This window comes from Amycolatopsis nalaikhensis (assembly GCF_030264295.1).
Taxonomy (GTDB): Bacteria; Actinomycetota; Actinomycetes; order Mycobacteriales; family Pseudonocardiaceae; genus Amycolatopsis; species Amycolatopsis nalaikhensis.
Window position 1 is genome coordinate 8,444,386 of sequence record NZ_CP127173.1, and the last position, 20,969, is coordinate 8,465,354.

Consider the following 20,969-nt stretch of genomic DNA (forward strand, 5'->3'; position numbering starts at 1 on the left):
GCCTGATTGGGGGAAAATCCATACACTGGGCGCATGGACGTCCAGACGCTGCGGCTCTTCCGGGAAGTCGCCGCGGGCGCGACCGTCACCGAGACCGCCGCGCGTGGCCACCTCACCCAGCCCGCGCTCTCGCGGGCGTTGCGGCGGCTGGAGCACGACGCCGGCGCCGAGCTGTTCCGCCGGTCCGGCCGGGTGCTGCGGCTGACCCCGGCCGGGCACGCCTTCAAGCGGCACGTCGACCTCGTGCTCGACCAGCTCGACCAGGGCCTGCGCGAGGTCGGCGAGATCGTCGCGCCGGGCACCGGGGTCGTGCCGCTGGCCTTCCTGCACACGTTCGGGACGTGGCTGGTGCCCGAGGTGCTGAGCGGGTTCCTCGCCGAGCACCCCGGCGCCCGCTTCGAACTGCGTCAGCACGGCGAGGCCGGGCTCGAGGCCGAGCTGCTCGACGGCACCGCGGACCTCGTCATCACCAGCGGCGACCCCGGGCACGCCCAGCTGGAGTGGACGCGCCTGCTCGTCGAGCCGCTGCGGCTGGCCGTCCCGCCGCACCACCGGCTCGCCGGACACCGCCGCGTCCGCCTCGCCGACGTCGCGGACGAGACGTTCATCCTCCTGCGGCCCGGGTACGCCCTGCGCGAGACGACCGAGCGGCTGTGCGCCGAAGCCGGGTTCACCCCGCGCATCGGGTTCGAGGGAGACGAGGTCGAGACGCTGCGCGGGCTCGTCACCGCCGGGCTCGGGGTGTCCGTGCTGCCACTGCCGCACTCCGCGGAGTTCCCCGCACCGCACCTGGAACTGACCGATGTGGACGCCGCGCGTGACATCGGCCTCGCCTGGGCGGCCGGGCGGACCCTCCCGCCGTTGAGCGAAACCTTCCGCCGGCACGTGCTCGACTCGTTCGACCGTCCACAAGGGACGATGTGAGACACGCCCGGCGGACCCGCGAGATCACCTCGCGTGTGCCAGGGTGAAAGCATGGCCGCGCTGAGATCCTTCCTGACGTCCTGGACCTCCGTCACGCCCGTGCTCGCCGTCGTCGTGCTGGCGCTGGCCTGGGGCCGCGACCTCGGACCGGTCTTCGTCGCCGTCGTCGCCGTTGCGCTCGGTGCGACCGTGCTCGCCGCCGTGCACCACGCCGAGGTCGTCGCGCACCGGGTCGGGGAACCGTTCGGGTCCTTGGTGCTCGCGGTGGCGGTCACGGTCATCGAAGTCGCGCTGATCGTCACGATGATGGTCTCCGGCGGCCCCGAAGCCGGTTCGCTGGCGCGGGACACGGTGTTCGCCGCGGTGATGATCACGACCAACGGCATCGTCGGCATCGCCCTGCTCGTCGGCGCCCGCCGCTACGGCGCGACGCTGTTCAACCCCGAAGGCAGCGGCGCCGCGCTGGCCACCGTCGCGACGCTGGCGACGCTGAGCCTGGTGCTGCCGACGTTCACCTCCAGCACCCCCGGCCCGGCGTTCTCCCCCGCCCAGCTGACGTTCGCGGCCCTCGCGTCGCTCGTGCTGTACGGGACGTTCGTGCTGACCCAGACGGTCCGCCACCGCGACTTCTTCCTCCCGGTGGCGGCCGACGGCGAGGTCAAGGAGGACGACCACGCCGACCCGCCGTCGAACCGGGCGGCCCTGGGCAGCCTCGCCCTGCTGCTGGTGGCCCTGGTCGCGGTGGTCGGGCTGGCGAAGGTGGAGTCCCCGGCGATCGAGGCGGGCGTGCGCGCGGCCGGGTTCCCGCAGTCGTTCGTCGGCGTCGTGATCGCGTTGCTGGTCCTGCTGCCGGAGACGCTCGCGGCGGTCCGCGCGGCCCAGCGCGACCGGATGCAGATCAGCCTGAACCTCGCCTACGGTTCGGCGATCGCCAGCATCGGCCTGACGATCCCGGCGATCGCGCTCGCGTCCGTGTGGCTGCCGACCGAGCTGCTGCTGGGCCTCGGCTCGACGCAGATCGTCCTGCTGGCCCTGACCGTGGTGGTCAGCGTCCTGACCGTGGTCCCCGGACGCGCCACCCGCCTGCAGGGTGGCGTGCACCTGGTCCTGCTGGCCGGGTTCCTGGTCCTGGCGGTCAACCCCTGAGGCGCGCCTCGGGGCGGGTCGGCTGGAACAGCTCGACGGGGTTGCCCGACGGGTCCTCGACGAGCACCTGGTCACCGCCCACGCCGTGCACGATCTCGCCGCGCAGCACCGCTCCGGCGCCCTTCAGCCGCTCGACCTCGGCGGCCAGGTCGTCGACCTCGAGGGCGAACCGGTTCCACCCGCCCGGCGCGGGCGCGACCCCACCGACCGCGGCCCCACCGCCCGGGCCGCCGCCCGGCGCGGAGAGCAACAGCCGGAGGTCGCCCCGCGCGAGCATCGCGAAACCGGGCGCGGGGTGCATCCGCTCGGTGAACCCGAGGTGCTCGCGGTAGAAGGCGATCGCGGCATCGACGTCGTCGACGATGTACCGGACGCTCACGGTGGCCATGGCGTCCAGCACAGCACAGCGGCCGGGCCGAAGCCAGCGCTCACGGCGCCTTCGTGACCTCGATGCCGACCACGCAGGTGTCGTCGTCGGTGTCGGCCGTGCTGAACGTCAGCAAGGTGTCCAGCTGGTGCTCCAGCCCGCCGTCGTGGCCCTCCACCAGGGTCACCAGCCGCGCCACCGACTCCTGCACCGGCCGGTCGCGGCGCTCGATCAGGCCGTCGGTGTAGATCAGCAGGATGTCGCCCTCGCCGAGCTGGACCTCTTCCTCCTGGTAGGACACGTCCCGGACCGCGCCGAGCAGGGAGCCGCGGATCAGCGGCAACGTCGTCGCCTCGCCGTTCGCGTGCCGGACGATCGGCGGCAGGTGCCCGGCCCGCGCCCAGCGCAGCTTCCGGTGGGCCGGGTCGTAGACGGCCGCGACCGCCGTCGCCGTCACGTGGTCGGTGAGGTGGTAGGCCACCAGGTTGAGCCAGGTGAGCAGCTGGGCGGGTCCGGCGCCGGTCGCCGCGAGGCCGCGCAGGGCGTTGCGCAGGCTCACCATGCCAGTGGCCGCGTCGATTCCGTGGCCCGCCACGTCGCCCACGCACAGCAGGATCTCCCCCGTCGGCAACGCCACCGCGTCGTACCAGTCGCCGCCGACCAGGTGCTCCTTCTCCGCCGGCCGGTAGCGGACCGCAGCTCGCAAGCCCGGCATGTCCAGCGGTGCCCTCGCCGGGGGCATGATCGCGTGCTGCAGCTGCAGGGCCAAGCGGTTGCGCTCGATCGCCTCCTGCTCGGTTTCGGCCAGCCTGTCGCGCGTTGCCGCCAGGGCCACCTCGGTCCAGTGCTGGGCCGACACGTCCTGGTAGGCACCGCGGACCGCGATCAGCTCACCGCGGCCGTCGACGACCGGCTCGGCCACCACCCGGATGTGGCGGGCCACCCCGTCGGAACGCTGCAGGCGGAACGCCGTCGATGACGGCCGCCGGTGGTGGAGGACCGCGCGCAGGAACCGGCCGATCGCCTGGGCGTCGTCCGCGTGGGCGTTCGCCGCCAGGTCGTGCAGCGACAACGGCGTCGCGTTCGGGGGCAGGCCGTACAGCGAGAACAGCTCCGTGTTCCAGGTGATCTCGCCCGTCACCACGTTCTCTTCGAAACCGCCGATGCGCCCCAGCCGCTGGGCGTGCTGCAGGAGCACCGCCAGCTTCGCCGCGTCGTCCTGGATGCGCAGGATCAGCAGCACGTTTCCGGCGAAGCGGGTGACGCTGATGTCGGTCAGGACGGTCAGCGGCACCTGGTCGACCAGCGTCGTCACCGCCATGCTGTCCGCGCGGAACGGCTCGCCCGTCGCGTAGACGCGCTGGATCTTGTCCAGCAGGCCGCTTTCCTCCGCGGCCAGCGGATACGCCTCCAGCAGCCGGGTGCCGACGATCCTGCTGCGCGGGCGCCCGCCCGGGTCGGCGAACCGGACGTTCGCGTGGTGGATGCGGAAGTCGCTCAACCGCCCGCCGTCGAGGCACGGCGACAGCAGCACCGCCGGGTCGTGCAGGCCGTCGATGAAGTCGACGAGCTCGCCGAGGAAGTCGCCGGAACCGTCGGCCGCCACCGGTGCGATCACGCCGTCCCACGTGTCGAGCGTGTGCGCGCACAGCTCGGCCAACGCCTCCAGCTGACGGCGCTGCCGCCCCGGTTCGGCGGGCAGCGGGTCCGGCCAGCACATCTCGACGACGCCGATGATGCGCCCGCCGGTGCCGGTCGGGACCGCGACCCGGCCGCCCGCACCCAGCGTGTGCTGCCCGATCGACGGCAGCCCGGCCGCGGACAACGTCGGGAGCCAGACCGTGTCGCGCTCGAGCAACGCGCTGCGGGCCGGGGTCGCCACACCCGGTGGGACGTACCGCCAGCGGGCCGCCTCTTCGGCCGAGAACCCGGCCGACCCGGCCAGGGTCAACGACCCGTCGGGCCCGGCCAGCCAGACGGCGACCGCGGTCGCGCCGAGCGGCCGCAGCGCGTGCTCCAAAATGGACTCCGCGACGCGCTGGGTGTCGCCCGCCGCGAGCACGCCGCTTTCGGCCGTGCGCAGCCGCACCGCGACCGAACCGTCGCGCTCGGTCTGGGCCAGGAACTCCTGTGCCACCTCGGTGATCCGGTCCTCGGCGGCCTCGCCGACGACGTCCGCGGCGAACTCGAGCGGGGTCATCCCCGCGCGTTCGGCGAGCGACTCCAGCTGCCGCGCCGCGTCGGACGGCGTGCAGTGCAGGCGTTCCATCAGGACGCCCTTGGCCAGCTCGATCAGCGCACGGCCGTCCGCGACGGCCTGCGCGTGGTCGACCTCGCCGCGCAGCCGCGCGACGGTGTCGGCGAGCCGGGCCAGGTTGGCGGACACCTCGGCGGGCGGCGCGAGCACCGGGAAGGTCTCCTCTTCGGCGGTCACCCGATCACGCCGTCACGTGCCGCTTGATGCGGGCGATCAGGTCGTCCGCGTCGACCGGCTTGGTCACGTAGTCCGTCGCGCCCGAGGCAAGGCTCTTCTCGCGGTCGCCCGGCATCGCCTTCGCCGTCACCGCGACGATCGGGATGTCCGCGTGCTCGGGCATCGCGCGGATCGTCGCCGTCGCGGTGTAGCCGTCCATCTCCGGCATCATCACGTCCATCAGGATCAGGTCGATGCCCGGGTGCGCCGCGACCGTCTCGACGCCCTTGCGGCCGTCTTCGGCGTGCAGCACCTGCATCCCGTGCAGCTCCAGGATCCCGGTCAGCGCGTAGACGTTGCGCGGGTCATCGTCGACGATCAGCACCGTGCGCCCGGCCAGCGTCGTGTCGACGTCGGCCGCCCGCACCGGCGCGGCCGGCTCCTCCGGGCGGACCAGCGGCAGCACCGCGCCGGGCTCCTCGGCCGACAGGTGCAGCGCGATCCGCTCGCGCAGCTCGTCCAGGCCCGACAACACTTCGAGCGACTGCATGTCCGCGCGGGACTGCACCAGCTGCGCCAGCTCGACGTCGAGGCGACGGCTGCTGTGCGCGAGCACCGGGACCAGCCGCAGCGCGCTGTCGCCTTGCATCGCGTCGAGGAAGCCGAACGCGGTCCGGTCGGGCAGGTCGAGGTCGAGCACGACGCAGTGGTAGGCGTCGGTGGCGAGCGCGGCCGCGGCCTCCTCGGTGCCGACCGCCGTGACGATCTCGACGTCGGCGGGCGAGAGGCCGATGTCCCGGCTGTCGGCCAGGTCTGCGGCGGCGCTCTCGGCGACGAGCGTCAGCAGCCCGTGCTGACGCTCCTCCACGACGAGCAGCCGCCGGTGCGCGCGGGGCGCCGACGGCGTGGCACCGGAGTCGCCGCCGGTGACGGCGATCCGGGTGTGCTCGCCCGCGGGCAGCGGCGCGAAGTCCGGCCGCGCGACCGGTAGCGAGAAGGTGAACGTGCTGCCCTCACCGAGGGTGCTTTCGGCGGTGATGAACCCGCCGAGCAGCTGGGCGATCTCCCGGCTGATCGACAGGCCGAGCCCGGTGCCGCCGTACTTGCGGCTGGTGGTGCCGTCCGCCTGCTGGAACGCGCCGAAGATCGACTCCAGCTGGTGCTCGGCGATCCCGATCCCGGTGTCGGTGACCCGGAAGGCGACGGCGGGCCCGTACGCCCGCAGCGGCCGGGGCAGGGTTTCCGGGTCCACCGGCTCGATGTGCAGCTCGATCCCGCCGACCTCGGTGAACTTCACCGCGTTCGACAGCAGGTTGCGCAGCACCTGCCGCAGCCGCGAGTCGTCGGTGAGCAGCTCGGACGGCGAGCCCGGCGCGACGGTGATCCGGAAGTCCAGGTTGCGTTGCGAGGTCATCGGCCGGAACGTCGCCTCGACGTAGTCCAGCAGCCCGCGCAGGGGCACCTGCTCCGGGGTGACGTCCATCTTCCCGGCCTCGACCTTCGACAGGTCGAGGATGTCGTTGATCAGCTGCAGCAGGTCCGACCCGGCGGAGTGGATGATGCCCGCGTACTCGACCTGCTTCGCGGTGAGGTTGCGCGTGGGGTTCTGCGCGAGCAGCTGGGCGAGGATGAGCAGGCTGTTGAGCGGGGTGCGCAGCTCGTGGCTCATGTTGGCCAGGAACTCCGACTTGTACTTCGACGCCAGGGTCAGCTGCTGGGCGCGGGCCTCCAGCTCCTGGCGCGCCTGCTCGATCTCCAGGTTCTTCGTCTCGATGTCGCGGTTCTGCGTGACCAGCAGCGCGGCCTTCTCCTCCAGTTCGGCGTTCGACGACTGGAGTTCTTCCTGCCGCGCCTGGAGTTCTTCGGAGCGGGCCTGCAGTTCGGCGGTCAGCCGCTGCGACTCGCCGAGCAGCTCGTCGGTGCGGGCGTTGGCGACGATGCTGTTGACGTTGACGCCGATCTGCTCCATCAGCAGTTCGAGGAACGCCCGGTGCACGGCGGTGAAGCCGTGCACCGACGCCAGTTCGAGCACGCCGAGCACCTGGTCCTCGACGACGATCGGCAGCACGATCACGCTGGCGGGCGCGGTCCGGCCGAGGCCGGAGGAGATCGTGGCGTAGCCGGGCGGGACGTCGTCGACGACGATCGGGCGGCGGCTGCGCGCGGCCTGCCCGACCAGCGACTGGCCGATCCGGAACCGGATGGCCGGGCCGTCGCCGTCGTCGGGGTGTCCGTACGCGCCGATCAGCCGCAGCTCCGGCACCTCGGCGGTGTCGTCAGCCAGGTAGAACGCCCCGTACTGGGCGTTGACCATCGGGACCAGCTCGTCCATCACCGCGGCCGCGACGACGGCGAGGTCCCGGCGGCCCTGCATCAGCCCGGTGATCGTGGCCAGGTTGGACTTGAGCCAGTCCTGCTCCTGGTTCGCCCGCGTCGTCTCGCGCAGCGACTCCACCATCGAGTTGATGTTGTCCTTCAGCTCGGCGACCTCGCCCGAGGCGTCGACCGTGATCGAGCGGGTCAGGTCGCCCTCCGCGACGGCGCTGGTGACCTCGGCGATCGCGCGGACCTGCCGGGTGAGGTTCCCGGCCAGCTCGTTGACGTTCTCGGTGAGCCGCTTCCAGGTGCCGGACACGCCTTCGACCTCGGCCTGGCCGCCGAGGCGGCCTTCGCTGCCGACCTCGCGCGCCACCCGCGTGACCTCCGCGGCGAACGCCGAGAGCTGGTCGACCATCGTGTTGATCGTGGTCTTGAGCTCGAGGATCTCGCCGCGCGCGTCGACGTCGATCTTGCGGGTCAGGTCGCCCTGGGCGACGGCGGTGGTCACCTGGGCGATGTTGCGGACCTGCCCGGTGAGGTTGTTCGCCATCGAGTTGACGTTGTCGGTGAGGTCCTTCCACGTGCCCGCGACGTTCGGCACCCGGGCCTGCCCGCCGAGCATGCCCTCGGTGCCGACCTCGCGGGCCACTCTCGTGACCTCGTCGGCGAACGCGGACAGCGTGTCGACCATCGTGTTGATGACGTCCGCCAGCGCCGCGACCTCGCCCTTGGCCTCGACGGTGATCTTGCGGGACAGGTCACCGCGCGCGACCGCCGTGGCGACCTGGGCGATCGAGCGCACCTGGCCGGTCAGGTTGGACGCCATCACGTTGACGTTGTCGGTGAGGTTCTTCCAGGTCCCGGACACGCCGCGAACCGTGGCCTGGCCGCCGAGGTTGCCCTCGGTACCGACCTCACGCGCCACCCGGGTGACCTCGTCCGCGAACGCGGACAGCTGGTCGACCATCGTGTTGATGGTGTCCTTCAGCTCGAGGATCTCGCCGCGGGCGTCGACCCGGATCTTCTGCGAGAGGTCACCGCGCGCGACCGCGGTGGTGACCTGCGCGATCGAGCGGACCTGCGCGGTGAGGTTGTCGGCCATGACGTTGACCGACTCGGTGAGGTCCTTCCAGGTGCCGGAGACGCCCTTGACGTCGGCCTGGCCGCCGAGACGGCCTTCCGTGCCCACCTCACGCGCCACCCGGGTGACCTCGTCCGCGAACGCGGACAGCTGATCCACCATCGTGTTCAGCGTGTCCTTGAGCTTCGAGGACCTCGCCGCGGGCGGTGACGTTGATCTTCTGGGAGAGGTCGCCCTTGGCCACCGCGGTGGCGACTTGGGCGATGTTGCGGACCTGGTCGGTCAGGTTGCCCGCCATGAAGTTCACCGAGTCGGTGAGGTCGCGCCAGGTGCCCGAGACACCCTTGACGTCGGCCTGGCCGCCCAGCCGTCCCTCGGTGCCCACCTCGCGCGCCACTCTCGTGACTTCGTCGGCGAACGACGACAGCTGGTCCACCATCGTGTTGATCGTGTTCTTGAGTTCGAGGATCTCGCCGCGCGCGTCGACGGTGATCTTCTGCGAGAGATCGCCCTTCGCGACCGCCGTCGTCACCTGGGCGATGTTGCGGACCTGGTCGGTCAGGTTCCCGGCCATGAAGTTCACCGAGTCGGTGAGGTCGCGCCACACGCCGCCGACGCCGGGCACCTGGGCCTGCCCGCCGAGGCGGCCTTCGCTGCCCACCTCACGCGCCACCCGGGTGACCTCGTCCGCGAACGACGACAGCTGGTCCACCATCGTGTTGACGGTGTCCTTCAGCTCCAGGATCTCGCCGCGCGCGTCGACGTCGATCTTCTGCGACAGGTCGCCCTTCGCCACCGCGGTCGCCACCTGCGCGATGTCGCGCACCTGGGTGGTGAGATTCCCCGCCATGGCGTTCACCGAGTCGGTGAGGTCTTTCCACGTGCCGGACACGCCGGGGACCTTCGCCTGGCCACCCAGCTGGCCCTCGCTGCCGACCTCCCGCGCGACGCGCGTGACCTCGGAGGTGAACAGCGACAGCTGGTCGGCCATGCCGTTGAACACGGTGGCGATCTCGCCGAGCAGCCCATCGGCCCCACCGGGCAGCCGGATGCCGAAGTCACCGTCGCGCACGGCGGTCAGGCCGGCCAGCAACCGGCGCAGCTCCTGCTCCCCCGCCTCGCCCACGCCTGCGACCGCGCCGTTGGCACCCGGGCGCGTCCCCTCGACCATTGCCCCACCCATCCGCCACCCGTTTCTTCGGTTTTCGGCGCCCCGGCGCCGTTCCGATGTGCACACCGGATGGTCCAGCATAGTGCAACTGCACTAGACTCCAGGGCAACGGTTGAGCAACCAGCCGCGCCCGTGTCCACGAGCGTTCTCCAGGCGGTGCTCGCAAGCCTTTCCTTCTCTCCCAGACCATCCGGCCGCGTTACCCCGTTCGGCTGAACGCGGGCCGCGGCGCCCGGTGACGCGCGCTCCCGGCGGCACCGGCCTTCGTCATGCCCGTCGTCAGGTCCACAGTGGACTATCCACAGTGGAGGGTGGCCACAGACCGTCCCCTGTGGACCCGCGAGCCTTGACGCGGCGAAGGGGTTCCCTTCCGCCGCCGATCGTATATGATTTGGGATATGTTCCGGCCCGGCAAGATCATCGCGCTGCACCTCAACTACCGGTCCCGCGCCGCCCAGCGCGGCCGGGTGCCGCAGCAGCCGTCGTACTTCCTCAAGCCGCCGACGTCGGTGGCGGCGAGCGGTGCCGTTCTCGAACGCCCGGCCGGGACCGAGTTGCTCGGCTTCGAAGGAGAGATCGCGCTGGTCATCGGCCGCACCGCCCGCCGCGTCGGCCCCGAAGACGGCTGGTCGTACGTCGGCGGGGTCACCGCCGCCAACGACTTCGGCGTCTACGACCTGCGGTACGCCGACAAGGGCAGCAACCTGCGGTCCAAGGGCGGCGACGGCTTCACCCCGCTCGGCCCGGCGGTGCTGCCGGCGGCGGACATCGATCCCGCGGCCCTGCGCCTGCGCACGTGGCTCAACGGCGAGCTGGTCCAGGAGGACACCACCGCCGGCTTGCTGTTCGGCTTCGGGCGGCTGGTCGCGGACCTCTCCCAGCTGATCACCCTCGAACCCGGCGACGTCGTCCTGACCGGTACCCCGGCGGGTGCGTCGGTCGCCGTCCCCGGCGACATCGTCGAGGTGGAGGTCGACACGGCCGGGCACACCACCGGCCGCCTGGTCACGACCGTCGCCGCCGGAACCGTCCCGTTCGGGCCGTACGGTGCCCTCCCCCGCGTTGACGAGCAGCACCGCGCGGACGCGTACGGGACGGCCGAACCGGGCTTCGACCTGACACCGGAGCTGCGCGAGCGGATCGAGTCCGTCGGCACCGCGACGCTGTCCGCCCAGCTGCGCAAGCGCGGCTACGACGCCGTGTCGATCGACGAGCTCACCTCGACCCGGCCGGGCACCCGGCTCACCGGCCGCGCCCGCACCCTGCGGTACCTGCCCTACCGCGAGGATCTGTTCAAGGAGCACGGCGGCGGCTACAACGCGCAGAAGCGGGCGGTCGACAGCCTCGGCCCCGGCGACGTCCTCGTCATCGAGGCGCGCGGAGAACGCGGGACCGGCACGGTCGGCGACATCCTGGCGTTGCGGGCGCAGGTGCGCGGGGCGGCCGGGATCGTCACCGACGGCGGCGTCCGCGACCTGGCCGCGGTGTCCGCTTTGGACATCCCCACCTACCACGCCGGCCCGCACCCGGCGGTGCTCGGCCGACGGCACGTGCCGTGGGACGTCGACGTCGCGATCGCCTGCGGCGGCGCCGCGGTGTGCCCCGGCGACGTCATCGCGGGCGACGGCGACGGGGTCCTGGTCATCCCGCTGCACCTGGTCGAGGAGGTCGTCGACGCGGCGGTCGAGCAGGAGCGGCAGGAGACGTTCATCGCCGAGCGGGTCGCCGCGGGCGAGCGCGTCGAGGGGCTCTACCCGATGGACGAGCACTGGCGCGCGAAGTACGCCACCTGGCTCGAAAAGCGCTGACCCGACCGTAGGAAGGACACCCATGCGCTTCCGCTCCGACCCCCAGGCCATCCGCGGGTCGATCGCGCCGCTGATGACGCCGTTCACCGCCGCGGGCGCGGTCGACCACGAGGGACTGACGAACCTCGTGCGCTGGCAGCTCGCCTCGGGCTCGCACGGCATCTCGATCGGCGGCTCCACCGGTGAACCCGGCTCGCAGACGGTCGCCGAGCGCGCCGAAGCGATCCGCACGGTGGCCGCGGAGGTCGGCGACCGCGTTCCATTCGTCCCGGGCACGGGCTCGGCGAAGCTGGAGGAAACCCTGGAACTGACGGCCGCGGCGCGCGCCGCCGGGATCGACGCCGCCTTGGTCATCACGCCGTACTACGCGCGGCCGACGCAGGACGCGTTGTTCGTCTGGTACCGCACCGTCTGCCGCGAGTTCCCGGACCTGCCGATCGTCGCCTACAACGTGCCGAGCCGGACCGCGGTCGACCTCGCGCCCGAAACCGTCGCGCGGCTGTACCGCTCGTGCGACAACTTCGTCGGGATCAAGGAGACGACCAAGGACTTCGAGCACTTCTCGCGCGTGCTGCACCGGTGCGGGCGGGAGCTGCTGGTGTGGTCCGGGATCGAGCTGCTCTGCCTGCCGCTGCTCGCGCTGGGCGGTGCCGGGTTCGTCAGCGCGACGGCCAACATCGCCCCGGCCGCGTGCGCCGAGCTGTACACGGCGTGGCAGTCCGGCGACCACGAACGGGCGCGGGAACTCCACTACGGCCTGCACCCCCTGGTCGACCTGCTGTTCGTCGAGACCAACCCGGCGCCCGGCAAGTGGGTGCTGGAGCAGCGCGGGCTGATCGCCTCCGGGCACGTCCGGCCGCCGCTGATCCCGCCGTCCGAATCCGGTGTCGCGCGGATCAAGGACCTCATGGCCGAAGGCTCCCGGTACCTCAGCCCGGTCGACGGCTTCACCCTGGGAGGAAAAGGATGACCCACCACGTCCCGGACGGACTGCCGGGCGAGCTGAAGCACTACATCGGCGGCGAACTCGTCGACAGCGTGTCCGGCAAGACGTTCGACGTCCTCGACCCGGTGACCAACACGCCGTACGTCACGGCGGCCGCGGGCCAGGCCGAGGACGTCGACCGGGCGGTGGCGGCGGCGCGCGCGGCGTTCACCGACGGCCCGTGGCCGCGCCTGCTCCCCCGGGCCCGCGCGCGGGTCCTGAACCGGATCGCCGACGCCGTCGAGGCCCAGGACGCCCGGCTCGCCGAGCTGGAGACGTTCGACACCGGCCTGCCCATCACCCAGGCGCTCGGGCAGGCACAGCGCGCGGCCGAGAACTTCCGGTTCTTCGCCGACCTGGTCGTCGCCCAGTCCGACGACACCTACCAGGTGCCCGGGCGGCAGGTGAACTACGTGCACCGCAAGCCGGTCGGCGTCGCCGGGCTGATCACGCCGTGGAACACGCCGTTCATGCTGGAGAGCTGGAAGCTCGCGCCCGCGCTGGCTTCCGGGTGCCCGGTGGTCCTCAAACCGGCCGAGTTCACGCCGCTGTCGGCGAGCCTGTGGGCGGGGATCTTCGCCGACGCCGGACTCCCGCCCGGGGTTTTCAACCTGGTCAACGGCTTCGGCGAGGAAGCGGGTGACGCACTGGTGAAACACCCGGACGTCCCGCTGATCTCCTTCACCGGCGAAACCACGACCGGGCAGACGATCTACCGGAACTGCGCGACGCACCTCAAGGGCATGTCGATGGAGCTGGGCGGCAAGTCCCCGGCCATCGTGTTCGCCGACGCCGACCTCGACGCCGCGCTCGACTCGACGTTGTTCGGCGTGTTCTCCCTCAACGGCGAACGCTGCACCGCGGGCAGCCGCATCCTCGTCGAGCGCCCGGTCTACGACGAGTTCTGCGCGCGGTACGCCGAGCGGGCGGCCGACATCGTCGTGGGCGACCCGCACGACCCGGCCACCGAAGTCGGCGCGCTGGTCCACCCGGAGCACTACGAGAAGGTGATGCGCTACGTCGAGCTGGGCAAGTCGGAGGGCAGGCTGCTGGCGGGCGGCGGTCGTCCGTCCGGATTGGACACCGGCAACTACGTCGCGCCCACGGTGTTCGCCGACGTGCCGCCGACCGCGCGGATCTTCCAGGAGGAGATCTTCGGCCCGGTGGTCGCGCTGACCCCGTTCGACACCGAAGCCGAAGCGCTGGCGCTGGCCAACGACGTCAAGTACGGGCTCGCCGCCTACCTGTGGACGTCGAACCTCGAGCGGGCCCACACGTTCGCGCAGTCGGTCGAGGCCGGGATGGTCTGGCTGAACTCGCACAACGTCCGCGACCTGCGCACGCCCTTCGGCGGCGTCAAGGCGTCCGGCCTCGGCCACGAAGGCGGCTACCGCTCGCTCGACTTCTACACCCACCAGCAGGCGATCCACGTCTCGCTCGGGCCGGTGCACGCGCCCCGGTTCGGCACCGTCCGGAAAGGACAGTCATGACCGCCGTCCCGCCGGACGTCCTCCGCTGCGCGTACGCCGAGCTCGTCGTCACCGACCTGGCCGCGTCGCGCGCGTTCTACGTCGACGTGCTCGGTCTCGTGGTGACCCACGAGGATTCCGAGGCGCTGTACCTGCGGGCGTTCGAGGAGTACCTGCACCATTCGCTGGTGCTGCGGAAGGGCCCGGCGCCCGCGCTCGCCGTGCTGGCCTACCGCGTCCGGAGTGCCGCGGACCTCGACCTGGCCGAGACCTACTACCGCGCGCTGGGCGTCCGGGTGGAACGGCGTCCGGCGGGCGCGACCCGCGGCATCGGCGAGGCGGTGCGCGTGCTCGACCCGCTCGGGTTCCCGGTGGAGTTCTTCCACGAGGCCGAGCACGTCGAGCGGTTCACGCAGCGCTACGACGTCCACGGCGCCGGGGCACTGTCGCGGTTGGACCACTTCAACCTGGACACGCCCGACGTCCCGGCGGCCCGGAAGTACTACGAGGGCCTGGGTTTCCGCGTGTCGGAGGACATCCAGGACGCCGAAGGCACGGTGTACGCGGCCTGGATGTTCCGCAAGCCGACAGTCCACGACGTGGCCCTGACCGGCGGCGACGGCCCGCGGCTGCACCACATCGCGTTCGCGTCGCACGAGCGGCACCAGATCCTGCACATCTGCGACCACCTGGGCGCGCTGCGCAAGCCCGGCACGATCGAGCGCGGACCGGGTCGCCACGGCGTGTCGAACGCGTTCTACCTGTACGTCCGCGACCCCGACGGGCACCGCATCGAGATCTACACCCACGACTACTACACGGGCGACCCGGACAACCCGGTGATCACGTGGGACGTCCACGACGCCCAGCGCCGTGACTGGTGGGGCAACCCGGTGGTGCCGAGCTGGTACACCGACGCGTCGGTGGTGCTCGACCTCGACGGCGTGGTCCAGCCGGTCGTCGCGCGGGCGGAACCGCGCGAAGCCGACGTCACCGTCGGGGCGGACGGCTTCTCGTTCACCGCCGGGGCGGAGTACAAGCTAGGCGAGCAAGTGTGAGAACCAGGCGCGGGTGCGGTGCAGGCAGTCGAGCTGGTGCGCGCGCTCGCGGAGCGAGTGGTTCTCCCGGGGGTAGACAACGAACTCGTGCGGCCGGTCGCCGAGGGCGTGGTGCAGGAGTTCGGCCTGCGACAGCGGGACGTTCGTGTCGCCCTCGCCGTGCAGGATCAGCACGGGGGTGCGGATGTTCGCGGCGTACTCGATGGGACTGTTCTCCCGGCCGCCGAGCGCGGCGTCGAACCGGCCGTGCTCCCCGGTCGCCGCGAGCAGCGGCCAGTCGATGACGCCCGCGTTGACGACGGCCGCCTGGAAGCGATCCGTCTGCGTGACGGCCCAGGCGGCCACGAACCCGCCGTGGCTGCCGCCGCCGATGCCGAGCCGTTCTTCGTCGGCGACACCGGCCTCGACGAGGAGGTCGATTCCGGTGAGCAGGTCCGTGAACTCCGCGCCCCCGACGTCGCCCGCGACACTCGCGGCGAAGGCGTGGCCGTGGCCCATGCCGCCGCGCATGTTCGGCAGGAACACCGCGAGCCCGGCCGCGGCCAGCCACTGGCCGCAGCGGAACCAGTTGAGCTGGAACCGGTCGGCCCAGCGGTCGTACGGGCCGCCGTGGACCAGGGTGACGAGCGGGAAGGGCCCGTCGGCGCGGGTTCGGCCGGGCGGGAGGACCAGGAGGCCGTCGAGTTCCAGGCCGTCTTCGGCCCGGTAGGACAGGCGTTCCTGGCTGCCCCAGCGGATCCCGCGCAGCGGCGGTTCGCCGAGCCGGGTGAGCGGGCCGCCGGGTGGTCCGCAGTGGACGGCGTCCGGCTCGGTGGCGGTGCTCCCGACGACGGCGACCCGGCCTCCACCCGCGCTCAGGTCGTGCAGGCTGCCGGTGGCGAGGAGGAGCTCGGTGAAGGTGCCGGCGGCGGGGTCGAGGCGCCGGATCGTCGTGTCGAGACCTTCGGCGAAGAGCGCCAGCAGCGAGCCGTCGCCGGACGCGGCCAGTTCGATCGGGCAGACACTCATCCCGGCGGTGAGGTTCCGGTGGCCGTCGGCGTCGAAGACCGCGTTGCCGCCGATCAGGCCGGGCGGGGTGACGCCGAGGTAGGCCAGGTGCCAGCCGGCGTCGTCGCGCCACCAGGTGAGCGAGCCGGCCTCGTGCGCCGGGACGCCGAGGTCCTGCCGGGCACCGGTGGCGGGGTCGACGAGGTCCAGGCCGGGGTCGAAGCGCCCGGGCTCCCGATCGGCGACGGACCACGTGAGCACGGCGACGGTGTGGCCGTCCGGCCGCGCGGCGGCCTCGACGACGTGCCGGGCGCCGAAGTCGCCGAGGGGGTGGACGGTGCGGGTTCGCGGATCCAGGAGCCAGAGCCGGTCGGGCGGGTCGACGGTGTCCCACGTGGGAGGAGCGTCGGCTGGACCGGCCGCGACCGCGTCCGCCGACGGTGATCGAACGACCCGCACCCGGGGATCGGCGGCCGCCGCCTTCTCCTCCGGCGCCACCAGCACCACCGAACCGTCCGGCATCGGCGCGCACGCCGTCACCCCCGCACGCCGGTCGGTCAGCTCCTCCGGCTCACCACCGTCCGGGTCCACCCGGTACAGCTGCCGCTTCCCGCGCTCGGCTCGGTCGGAAAGGAAGTAGACCCACGAGGAATCCGGTGACCACCGCGGCTCCCGGTCCTCCGCCGCACTCGGCGCGAGGTGCCGGGGCAGCTCGCTCCCGTCGGCGGGCCCGACCCACAGGCCGCTCACCGGACGCTCTCCGGGGTGCCCCGCCGGGGCGTTCACGAACACCACCCACCGGCCGTCGGGAGACACCTGCGGTTCGCGAGGCACCATCCGGTCGACCACGGCCTCCGCCGTCAGTTCCCCCATGCCCCCACTCTGCCATCACCCCGCGGCCGGGACCATCGCCAGCAACCGCTCGTGGTCACCGGCTTCACGAAGCACCGGGGCTTCGAGCGTGCCGGCCCCCGGGTCGTCCGCCCGCAGGGCCGCGAGAAACTTGACCACCGCACGGGGTTCGGGGAGCACCTCACCGCCGAGGTAGGCCAGCACCGTCACGGCGTCGCTGGTGGCGTCTTCGATCGCCGCCGCCCAGCCGTGGACCTCGTCCCAGACCAGCGCCAAGTCGTGGTCGGGGAACCTGGCCAGCCGCCAGTCGAGGGCGATGTAGGCGGCGGCGGGCGTGCCCGCGTCGAGCGTGCAGGACTCCAGTCCCACTCCGACGGCCTTGGCCACCGCGCCCAGGTACCCGCGCAGCCGCCGCTCGAACGAGAACTCCGTGTCGCGCCCGAAGTCGATCAGAATGCTCAACGCCGCCTCGCTTTCCTTGTGCCGCCGCGGGATCCCCGCGGTCCGAGCGCCGGATACCCCGCCGTCGCCGCACTCAACCGCACGGTTCCGCCACCCGCGATGTCATCTTTCCGGCGACATCTTTCTTGTCATCGTTCCGATGACATGTTAGAACGAAGAAGAGTTCGAACCCCTCCGAGAAAGGTTTCGCACCCCCGTGACCGCATCGATCGCCCTGCCGACCGGTTACCAGCACCCCGCCGTCCCCGCCCTGCTCGGCTACCTCCGCGACGTCACCGCCGAACTGGGGATCGGCCTCGAGTCGTGCACCGTCGACCACGACTCCCCCGTGTCGGCCTACGTCGCCCTCGACACCCGGCTGCCGCACTACCCCGACCGCGACGTCGCCCTGCTCTGGGACGAGGAATGCGGCTGGTCGGCGGCGGTCGAGACGCACTCCGGCGAGGACCTGATCGTCCTGCGCTACCTCGGCGGCACGACCGTGATCCCGTCGCCGCGGCGGGTCGCCCGGTTCGTCACCGCACTGCGCCAGGACGACCACACCGTCGGGCGGCCTGACCCGGTGCCGCTGCGCGCCGCGGGCGACGCCGCCGAGCTCGCCGCGCTGCTCGCCACCCGATGACGGCGCCCCTGCCCCTCCCGGAGAGCTTCGCGCTGACGTTCCGCGGCTACGACCGCACCCAGGTCGACGAGCGCATCGACGAGCTGCTCGCCGAACTCGCCCTGCTGACCGCCGACCGCGACGCGGCCGTCGCCGAGGCGGAAACCCTGGCGCGACGGCTCGACGAGGCCCGCGCCGAGAACGCCGAGCTGTGGGCGCGCGTGGACCGGCTCTGCCGCACCCCGGCCGACCCGGCGGCCGTCGGCGACCGGGTCCGCCGGATGCTCGACCTCGCGCACGCCGAGGCGGCTGGGATCACCGGCACGGCCCGGCAGCGGGCCGCGGCGATCGTCCGCGAGGCGGAGGAAACGGCCGAACGCCGCGAAGCCGACGCCCGCGCCCACGCCGCCGCGCTTGTCGACGACGCCCGGCAGCGCGTCGAGCGGCTGGCCGAGATCGAGCGGCGCACCGCGGCCCGGCTGCGCGCGGTCGACGCCGTCCTCGCCGACGCGGAAACCCTGCTGGCAGCGGAAAAGCCGCTCCGCGCGGTCGCCTGAGCGCTCCGCGCGGGCACCCGGGTCCCACGGCACGGGACGCCGAGCACGTCGAGACAGTGCGTTCGCCGTCGCCGTGAGGCAGGATCGGGAGCGTGACCATCGATCAGGCCGGGGTGCCCGAAGCCCGTCCGGGGCCGGCCTTCCCTGAGCACGAAGCCCGCGTCGACGCCTTGCGGCGGCAGCTCACCGCCATGAGCGGCGAAGCCACCGTGCGGCTGGCGAAGCGGACATCGAACCTCTTCCGCTCCCGCGCCGCCGCGGAGCACCCGGGCCTGGACGTTTCCGGGTTCCGCCACGTGCTGCGCGTCGACCCGGAGACCCGCACCGCCGACGTCGAAGGGATGGTCACCTACGAGCAGCTCGTCGACGCCACCCTGCCGCACGGGCTGATGCCGCTGGTGGTGCCGCAGCTCAAGACGATCACCCTCGGCGGCGCCGTCACCGGCCTCGGCATCGAGTCCTCGTCGTTCCGCAACGGCATGCCGCACGAGTCGGTGCTGGAGCTGGAGGTGCTCACCGGGGACGGCCGGATCGTCGTCGCCACGCCGGACAACGAGCACCAGGACCTGTTCCACGGCTTCCCCAACTCCTACGGCACCCTCGGCTACGCCCTGCGGCTGCGGATCCTGCTCGAGCCGGTGAAGCCGTTCGTCGAGCTCCGCCACGTCCGCTACCACGACCGCGACACCTACTTCCGCGCGCTGCGGGAGGTCTGCGAAAGCGGCGAGCACGACTTCGTCGACGGCACCGTCTTCGGCAAGGACGAGCTGTACCTGACACTCGGGAAGTTCACCGACTCCGCGCCCGCGACCAGCGATTACACCTGGCTGGACATCTACTACCGCTCCATCCGGACCCGCGAGACCGACCACCTCACCGTCCGAAACTACCTGTGGCGCTGGGACACCGACTGGTTCTGGTGCTCGCGCGCGTTCGGCGTCCAGCACCGGCTGCCGCGGCTGCTGCTCGGACGGCGGCTGCTGCGGTCGTCGGTGTACTGGAAGGTCGTCGCGCTCGACCGCCGGTTCAAGATCGCCGAACGGCTCCTCAAGCTGCGGCGGATGCCGCCCGAGGAGACGATCGTGCAGGACATCGAGGTCCCGCTCGACCGGGCCGCGGAGTTCCTCGAGTTCTTCGAACGCGAGATCCCGATCAGCCCGGTCTGGATCTGCCCGCTGCGGCAGCGGCCCGGCGGCGTCCGCTGGCCGCTCTACGAACTCGACCCCGAAGAGCTGTACGTCAACTTCGGGTTCTGGTCGGCCGTCCCCCTCGACCCCGGCGAGCGGGACGGCGTGCACAACCGCATGATCGAAGCCGAGGTCACCCGCCTCGGCGGGCACAAGTCGCTGTACTCGGACAGCTTCTACGCCGAGGACGAGTTCTGGCGGCTGTACAACGGCGACGCCTACCGCGAGCTCAAGCGGGCCTACGACCCGGACGAGCGGTTGCTGGGCCTCTACGAAAAATGCGTCCGCCGCCGGTGAAAGGAACGAACGTGACCCAGGCAAGCATCCCGGTCGGCGAGGTCTTCGAGCGGCTGCTCGGCCCCCGCGCCACCGTGTCGATCACCGCCTACGACGGCAGCAGCAGCGGCCCGGCCGACGCCCCGGTCGCCATCCAGGTCCGCTCGCCGCTGGCCCTGGACTACCTGATGTCCTCCCCCGGCGACCTCGGCCTCGCCCGCGCGTACGTCGCGGGCGCGCTCGACGTCACCGGCGACCTCTACACGGCGCTGCACGCGCTGTCGGCCCAGGTCGACCAGCTCAGCGCGGCCGACCGGCTGTGGCTGCTGCGCAAGCTCGGCCCGCGCCACCTGCGCGTGGTCAAGCCGCCCGCCGAGGAGCACCCGAGCCGGTTCCGGCGCGGGCTGACCGCGCTGCGGCACTCGAAGGGCCGCGACAGCGAGGCCATCGCCAGCCACTACGACGTCTCCAACCGGTTCTACGAGCTGGTCCTCGGCCCGTCGATGGCCTACACGTGCGCGGTGTTCCCCGAGGCGGACGCCTCGCTGGAGGAGGCCCAGTACCACAAGTTCGACCTGGTCTGCCGCAAGCTCGGCCTCCAGCCCGGGATGAAGCTGCTCGACGTCGGCTGCGGCTGGGGCGGCATGGTCGCGCACGCCGTCCGGCACTACGGCGTCGAGGCGCTCGGCGTCACGCTCTCGCGGGAGCAGGCCCAGTGGGCGCAGAAGAACATCGTCGCCCTCGGGCTGGCCGACCGCGCCGAGATCCGCCACCTCGACTACCGGGACGTCACCGAGACCGGGTTCGACGCGATCTCCTCGATCGGGCTCACCGAGCACATCGGCGCCCGCAACGTGCCCGGCTACTTCCGGTTCCTCGCGGAGAAGCTCAAGCCGCACGGGCGGCTGCTCAACCACTGCATCACCAACCCGGACACCAGCGTCGCGCACCGCTCGCGCGGGTTCATCGACCGGTACGTCTTCCCGGACGGCGAACTGGAGGCGCCCGGCGAGCTCGTCACGGCCATGCACGACGCCGGGCTCGAGGTGCGGCACTCGGAGAACCTCCGTGAGCACTACGCGCTGACGCTGGCCGGGTGGTGCGCGAACCTCGACGAGCACTGGGACGAGGCCGTGCGCGAGGCCGGCGCCGGGCGGAGCCGGGTCTGGGCGCTGTACCTCGCGGCCTGCCGGCTGGCCTTCGAACGGCGCGAGATCGAGCTGCACCAGATCCTCGGCGTCCGCACCGACCGGGAGGGCGGAATGGGCATGCCGCTGCGTCCCGACTGGGGTGTTTGAGACCGGGC

14 protein-coding genes and 1 pseudogene are annotated in these 20,969 nt (G+C 72.2%); 10 read left to right on the forward strand and 5 right to left on the reverse strand.

The genetic code is table 11. From position 1 onward, the window contains the following. Positions 1–33 precede the first annotated feature (33 nt). Together QP939_RS41055 and QP939_RS41060 are read left to right on the forward strand one after the other, a co-directional pair. The gene (locus QP939_RS41055) at positions 34–924 is read left to right on the forward strand and encodes a LysR family transcriptional regulator (RefSeq protein WP_285451997.1); all 891 of its coding nucleotides are present in this window, start codon (positions 34–36) and stop codon (positions 922–924) included. A gap of 51 nt (positions 925–975) precedes the next feature. After that, positions 976–2,070, forward strand: coding sequence for a calcium:cation antiporter (locus QP939_RS41060; RefSeq protein WP_285451998.1), 1,095 nt, complete (start codon positions 976–978; stop codon positions 2,068–2,070). Here the strand turns inward: QP939_RS41060 and QP939_RS41065 are convergent. The 3 genes and pseudogenes from QP939_RS41065 to QP939_RS41075 form a co-directional block, all read right to left on the reverse strand. Next, positions 2,060–2,458: a VOC family protein gene (locus tag QP939_RS41065; RefSeq protein WP_285451999.1), complete on the reverse strand. Its 399-nt coding sequence runs from the start codon at positions 2,456–2,458 to the stop codon at positions 2,060–2,062. The two genes, QP939_RS41060 and QP939_RS41065, sit on opposite strands and share 11 nt — an antisense overlap. A gap of 40 nt (positions 2,459–2,498) precedes the next feature. Further along, the gene (locus tag QP939_RS41070) at positions 2,499–4,871 is read right to left on the reverse strand and encodes a SpoIIE family protein phosphatase (RefSeq protein ID WP_285452000.1); all 2,373 of its coding nucleotides are present in this window, start codon (positions 4,869–4,871) and stop codon (positions 2,499–2,501) included. A 4-nt stretch (positions 4,872–4,875) separates the two neighbouring features. Next, positions 4,876–9,421 (reverse strand): annotated as a pseudogene (locus QP939_RS41075) (HAMP domain-containing protein). 398 nt (positions 9,422–9,819) lie between these two features. On the opposite strand from QP939_RS41075, the gene QP939_RS41080 reads away from it, so the two are divergent. Genes QP939_RS41080 through hpaD form a run of 4 tightly spaced genes read left to right on the forward strand, consistent with a single transcriptional unit; the run spans position 9,820 to position 14,741 of the window. Further along, positions 9,820–11,229, forward strand: coding sequence for a fumarylacetoacetate hydrolase family protein (locus QP939_RS41080; protein ID WP_285452001.1), 1,410 nt, complete (start codon positions 9,820–9,822; stop codon positions 11,227–11,229). Positions 11,230–11,251: 22 nt separating this feature from the next. Further along, on the forward strand, positions 11,252–12,199 hold the full coding sequence (gene dapA / locus QP939_RS41085) for a 4-hydroxy-tetrahydrodipicolinate synthase (RefSeq protein ID WP_285452002.1): 948 nt from the start codon (positions 11,252–11,254) through the stop codon (positions 12,197–12,199). Continuing rightward, positions 12,196–13,704 carry a 5-carboxymethyl-2-hydroxymuconate semialdehyde dehydrogenase gene (gene hpaE, locus QP939_RS41090; RefSeq protein ID WP_285452003.1) on the forward strand — a complete coding sequence of 503 codons (1,509 nt, stop codon included), beginning with the start codon at positions 12,196–12,198 and terminating at the stop codon, positions 13,702–13,704. Before dapA ends, hpaE begins: the two co-directional genes overlap by 4 nt. Further along, entirely contained in the window at positions 13,701–14,741 is a 1,041-nt protein-coding gene (gene hpaD, locus QP939_RS41095; RefSeq protein ID WP_285452004.1) for a 3,4-dihydroxyphenylacetate 2,3-dioxygenase, read from the forward strand. The genes hpaE and hpaD overlap by 4 nt, the downstream gene beginning before the upstream one ends. On the opposite strand, the gene QP939_RS41100 is transcribed toward hpaD, so the two are convergent. Both QP939_RS41100 and QP939_RS41105 read right to left on the reverse strand, forming a co-directional pair. Further along, a complete protein-coding gene (locus tag QP939_RS41100) occupies positions 14,724–16,601 on the reverse strand; it encodes a S9 family peptidase (RefSeq protein WP_285452006.1) in 1,878 nt (625 codons plus the stop codon). The genes hpaD and QP939_RS41100 overlap by 18 nt on opposite strands. A gap of 15 nt (positions 16,602–16,616) precedes the next feature. Next, positions 16,617–17,042, reverse strand: a complete 426-nt coding sequence (locus tag QP939_RS41105; protein ID WP_285452007.1) for a DUF6292 family protein — start codon at positions 17,040–17,042, stop codon at positions 16,617–16,619. Between the two features lie 196 nt (positions 17,043–17,238). Here QP939_RS41105 and QP939_RS41110 point away from each other — a divergent pair, with 196 nt between their 5' ends. The 4 genes from QP939_RS41110 to QP939_RS41125 all read left to right on the forward strand — a co-directional run bounded on the left by QP939_RS41110 (position 17,239) and on the right by QP939_RS41125 (position 20,961). Beyond that, complete coding sequence (locus QP939_RS41110; RefSeq protein WP_285452008.1) at positions 17,239–17,664, forward strand: DUF6292 family protein; 426 nt, start codon at positions 17,239–17,241, stop codon at positions 17,662–17,664. Beyond that, positions 17,661–18,200, forward strand: coding sequence for a hypothetical protein (locus QP939_RS41115; RefSeq protein ID WP_285452009.1), 540 nt, complete (start codon positions 17,661–17,663; stop codon positions 18,198–18,200). Before QP939_RS41110 ends, QP939_RS41115 begins: the two co-directional genes overlap by 4 nt. Positions 18,201–18,292: 92 nt before the next feature. Beyond that, positions 18,293–19,684, forward strand: coding sequence for an FAD-binding oxidoreductase (locus QP939_RS41120; RefSeq protein WP_285452010.1), 1,392 nt, complete (start codon positions 18,293–18,295; stop codon positions 19,682–19,684). Next, positions 19,666–20,961 carry a class I SAM-dependent methyltransferase gene (locus QP939_RS41125; protein WP_414641948.1) on the forward strand — a complete coding sequence of 432 codons (1,296 nt, stop codon included), beginning with the start codon at positions 19,666–19,668 and terminating at the stop codon, positions 20,959–20,961. Before QP939_RS41120 ends, QP939_RS41125 begins: the two co-directional genes overlap by 19 nt. The last annotated feature ends 8 nt before the right edge of the window (positions 20,962–20,969 follow it).

Coding starts and splice junctions, on each gene's coding strand:
- dapA (WP_285452002.1), top strand. CDS start 11,252: ATGCGCTTCCGCTCCGACCCCCAGGCCATCCGCGGGTCGATCGCGCCG.
- QP939_RS41080 (WP_285452001.1), top strand. CDS start 9,820: ATGTTCCGGCCCGGCAAGATCATCGCGCTGCACCTCAACTACCGGTCC.
- hpaD (WP_285452004.1), top strand. CDS start 13,701: ATGACCGCCGTCCCGCCGGACGTCCTCCGCTGCGCGTACGCCGAGCTC.
- QP939_RS41055 (WP_285451997.1), top strand. CDS start 34: ATGGACGTCCAGACGCTGCGGCTCTTCCGGGAAGTCGCCGCGGGCGCG.
- QP939_RS41100 (WP_285452006.1), bottom strand. CDS start 16,601: ATGGGGGAACTGACGGCGGAGGCCGTGGTCGACCGGATGGTGCCTCGC.
- QP939_RS41065 (WP_285451999.1), bottom strand. CDS start 2,458: ATGGCCACCGTGAGCGTCCGGTACATCGTCGACGACGTCGATGCCGCG.
- QP939_RS41115 (WP_285452009.1), top strand. CDS start 17,661: ATGACGGCGCCCCTGCCCCTCCCGGAGAGCTTCGCGCTGACGTTCCGC.
- QP939_RS41125 (WP_414641948.1), top strand. CDS start 19,666: ATGCGTCCGCCGCCGGTGAAAGGAACGAACGTGACCCAGGCAAGCATC.
- hpaE (WP_285452003.1), top strand. CDS start 12,196: ATGACCCACCACGTCCCGGACGGACTGCCGGGCGAGCTGAAGCACTAC.
- QP939_RS41060 (WP_285451998.1), top strand. CDS start 976: ATGGCCGCGCTGAGATCCTTCCTGACGTCCTGGACCTCCGTCACGCCC.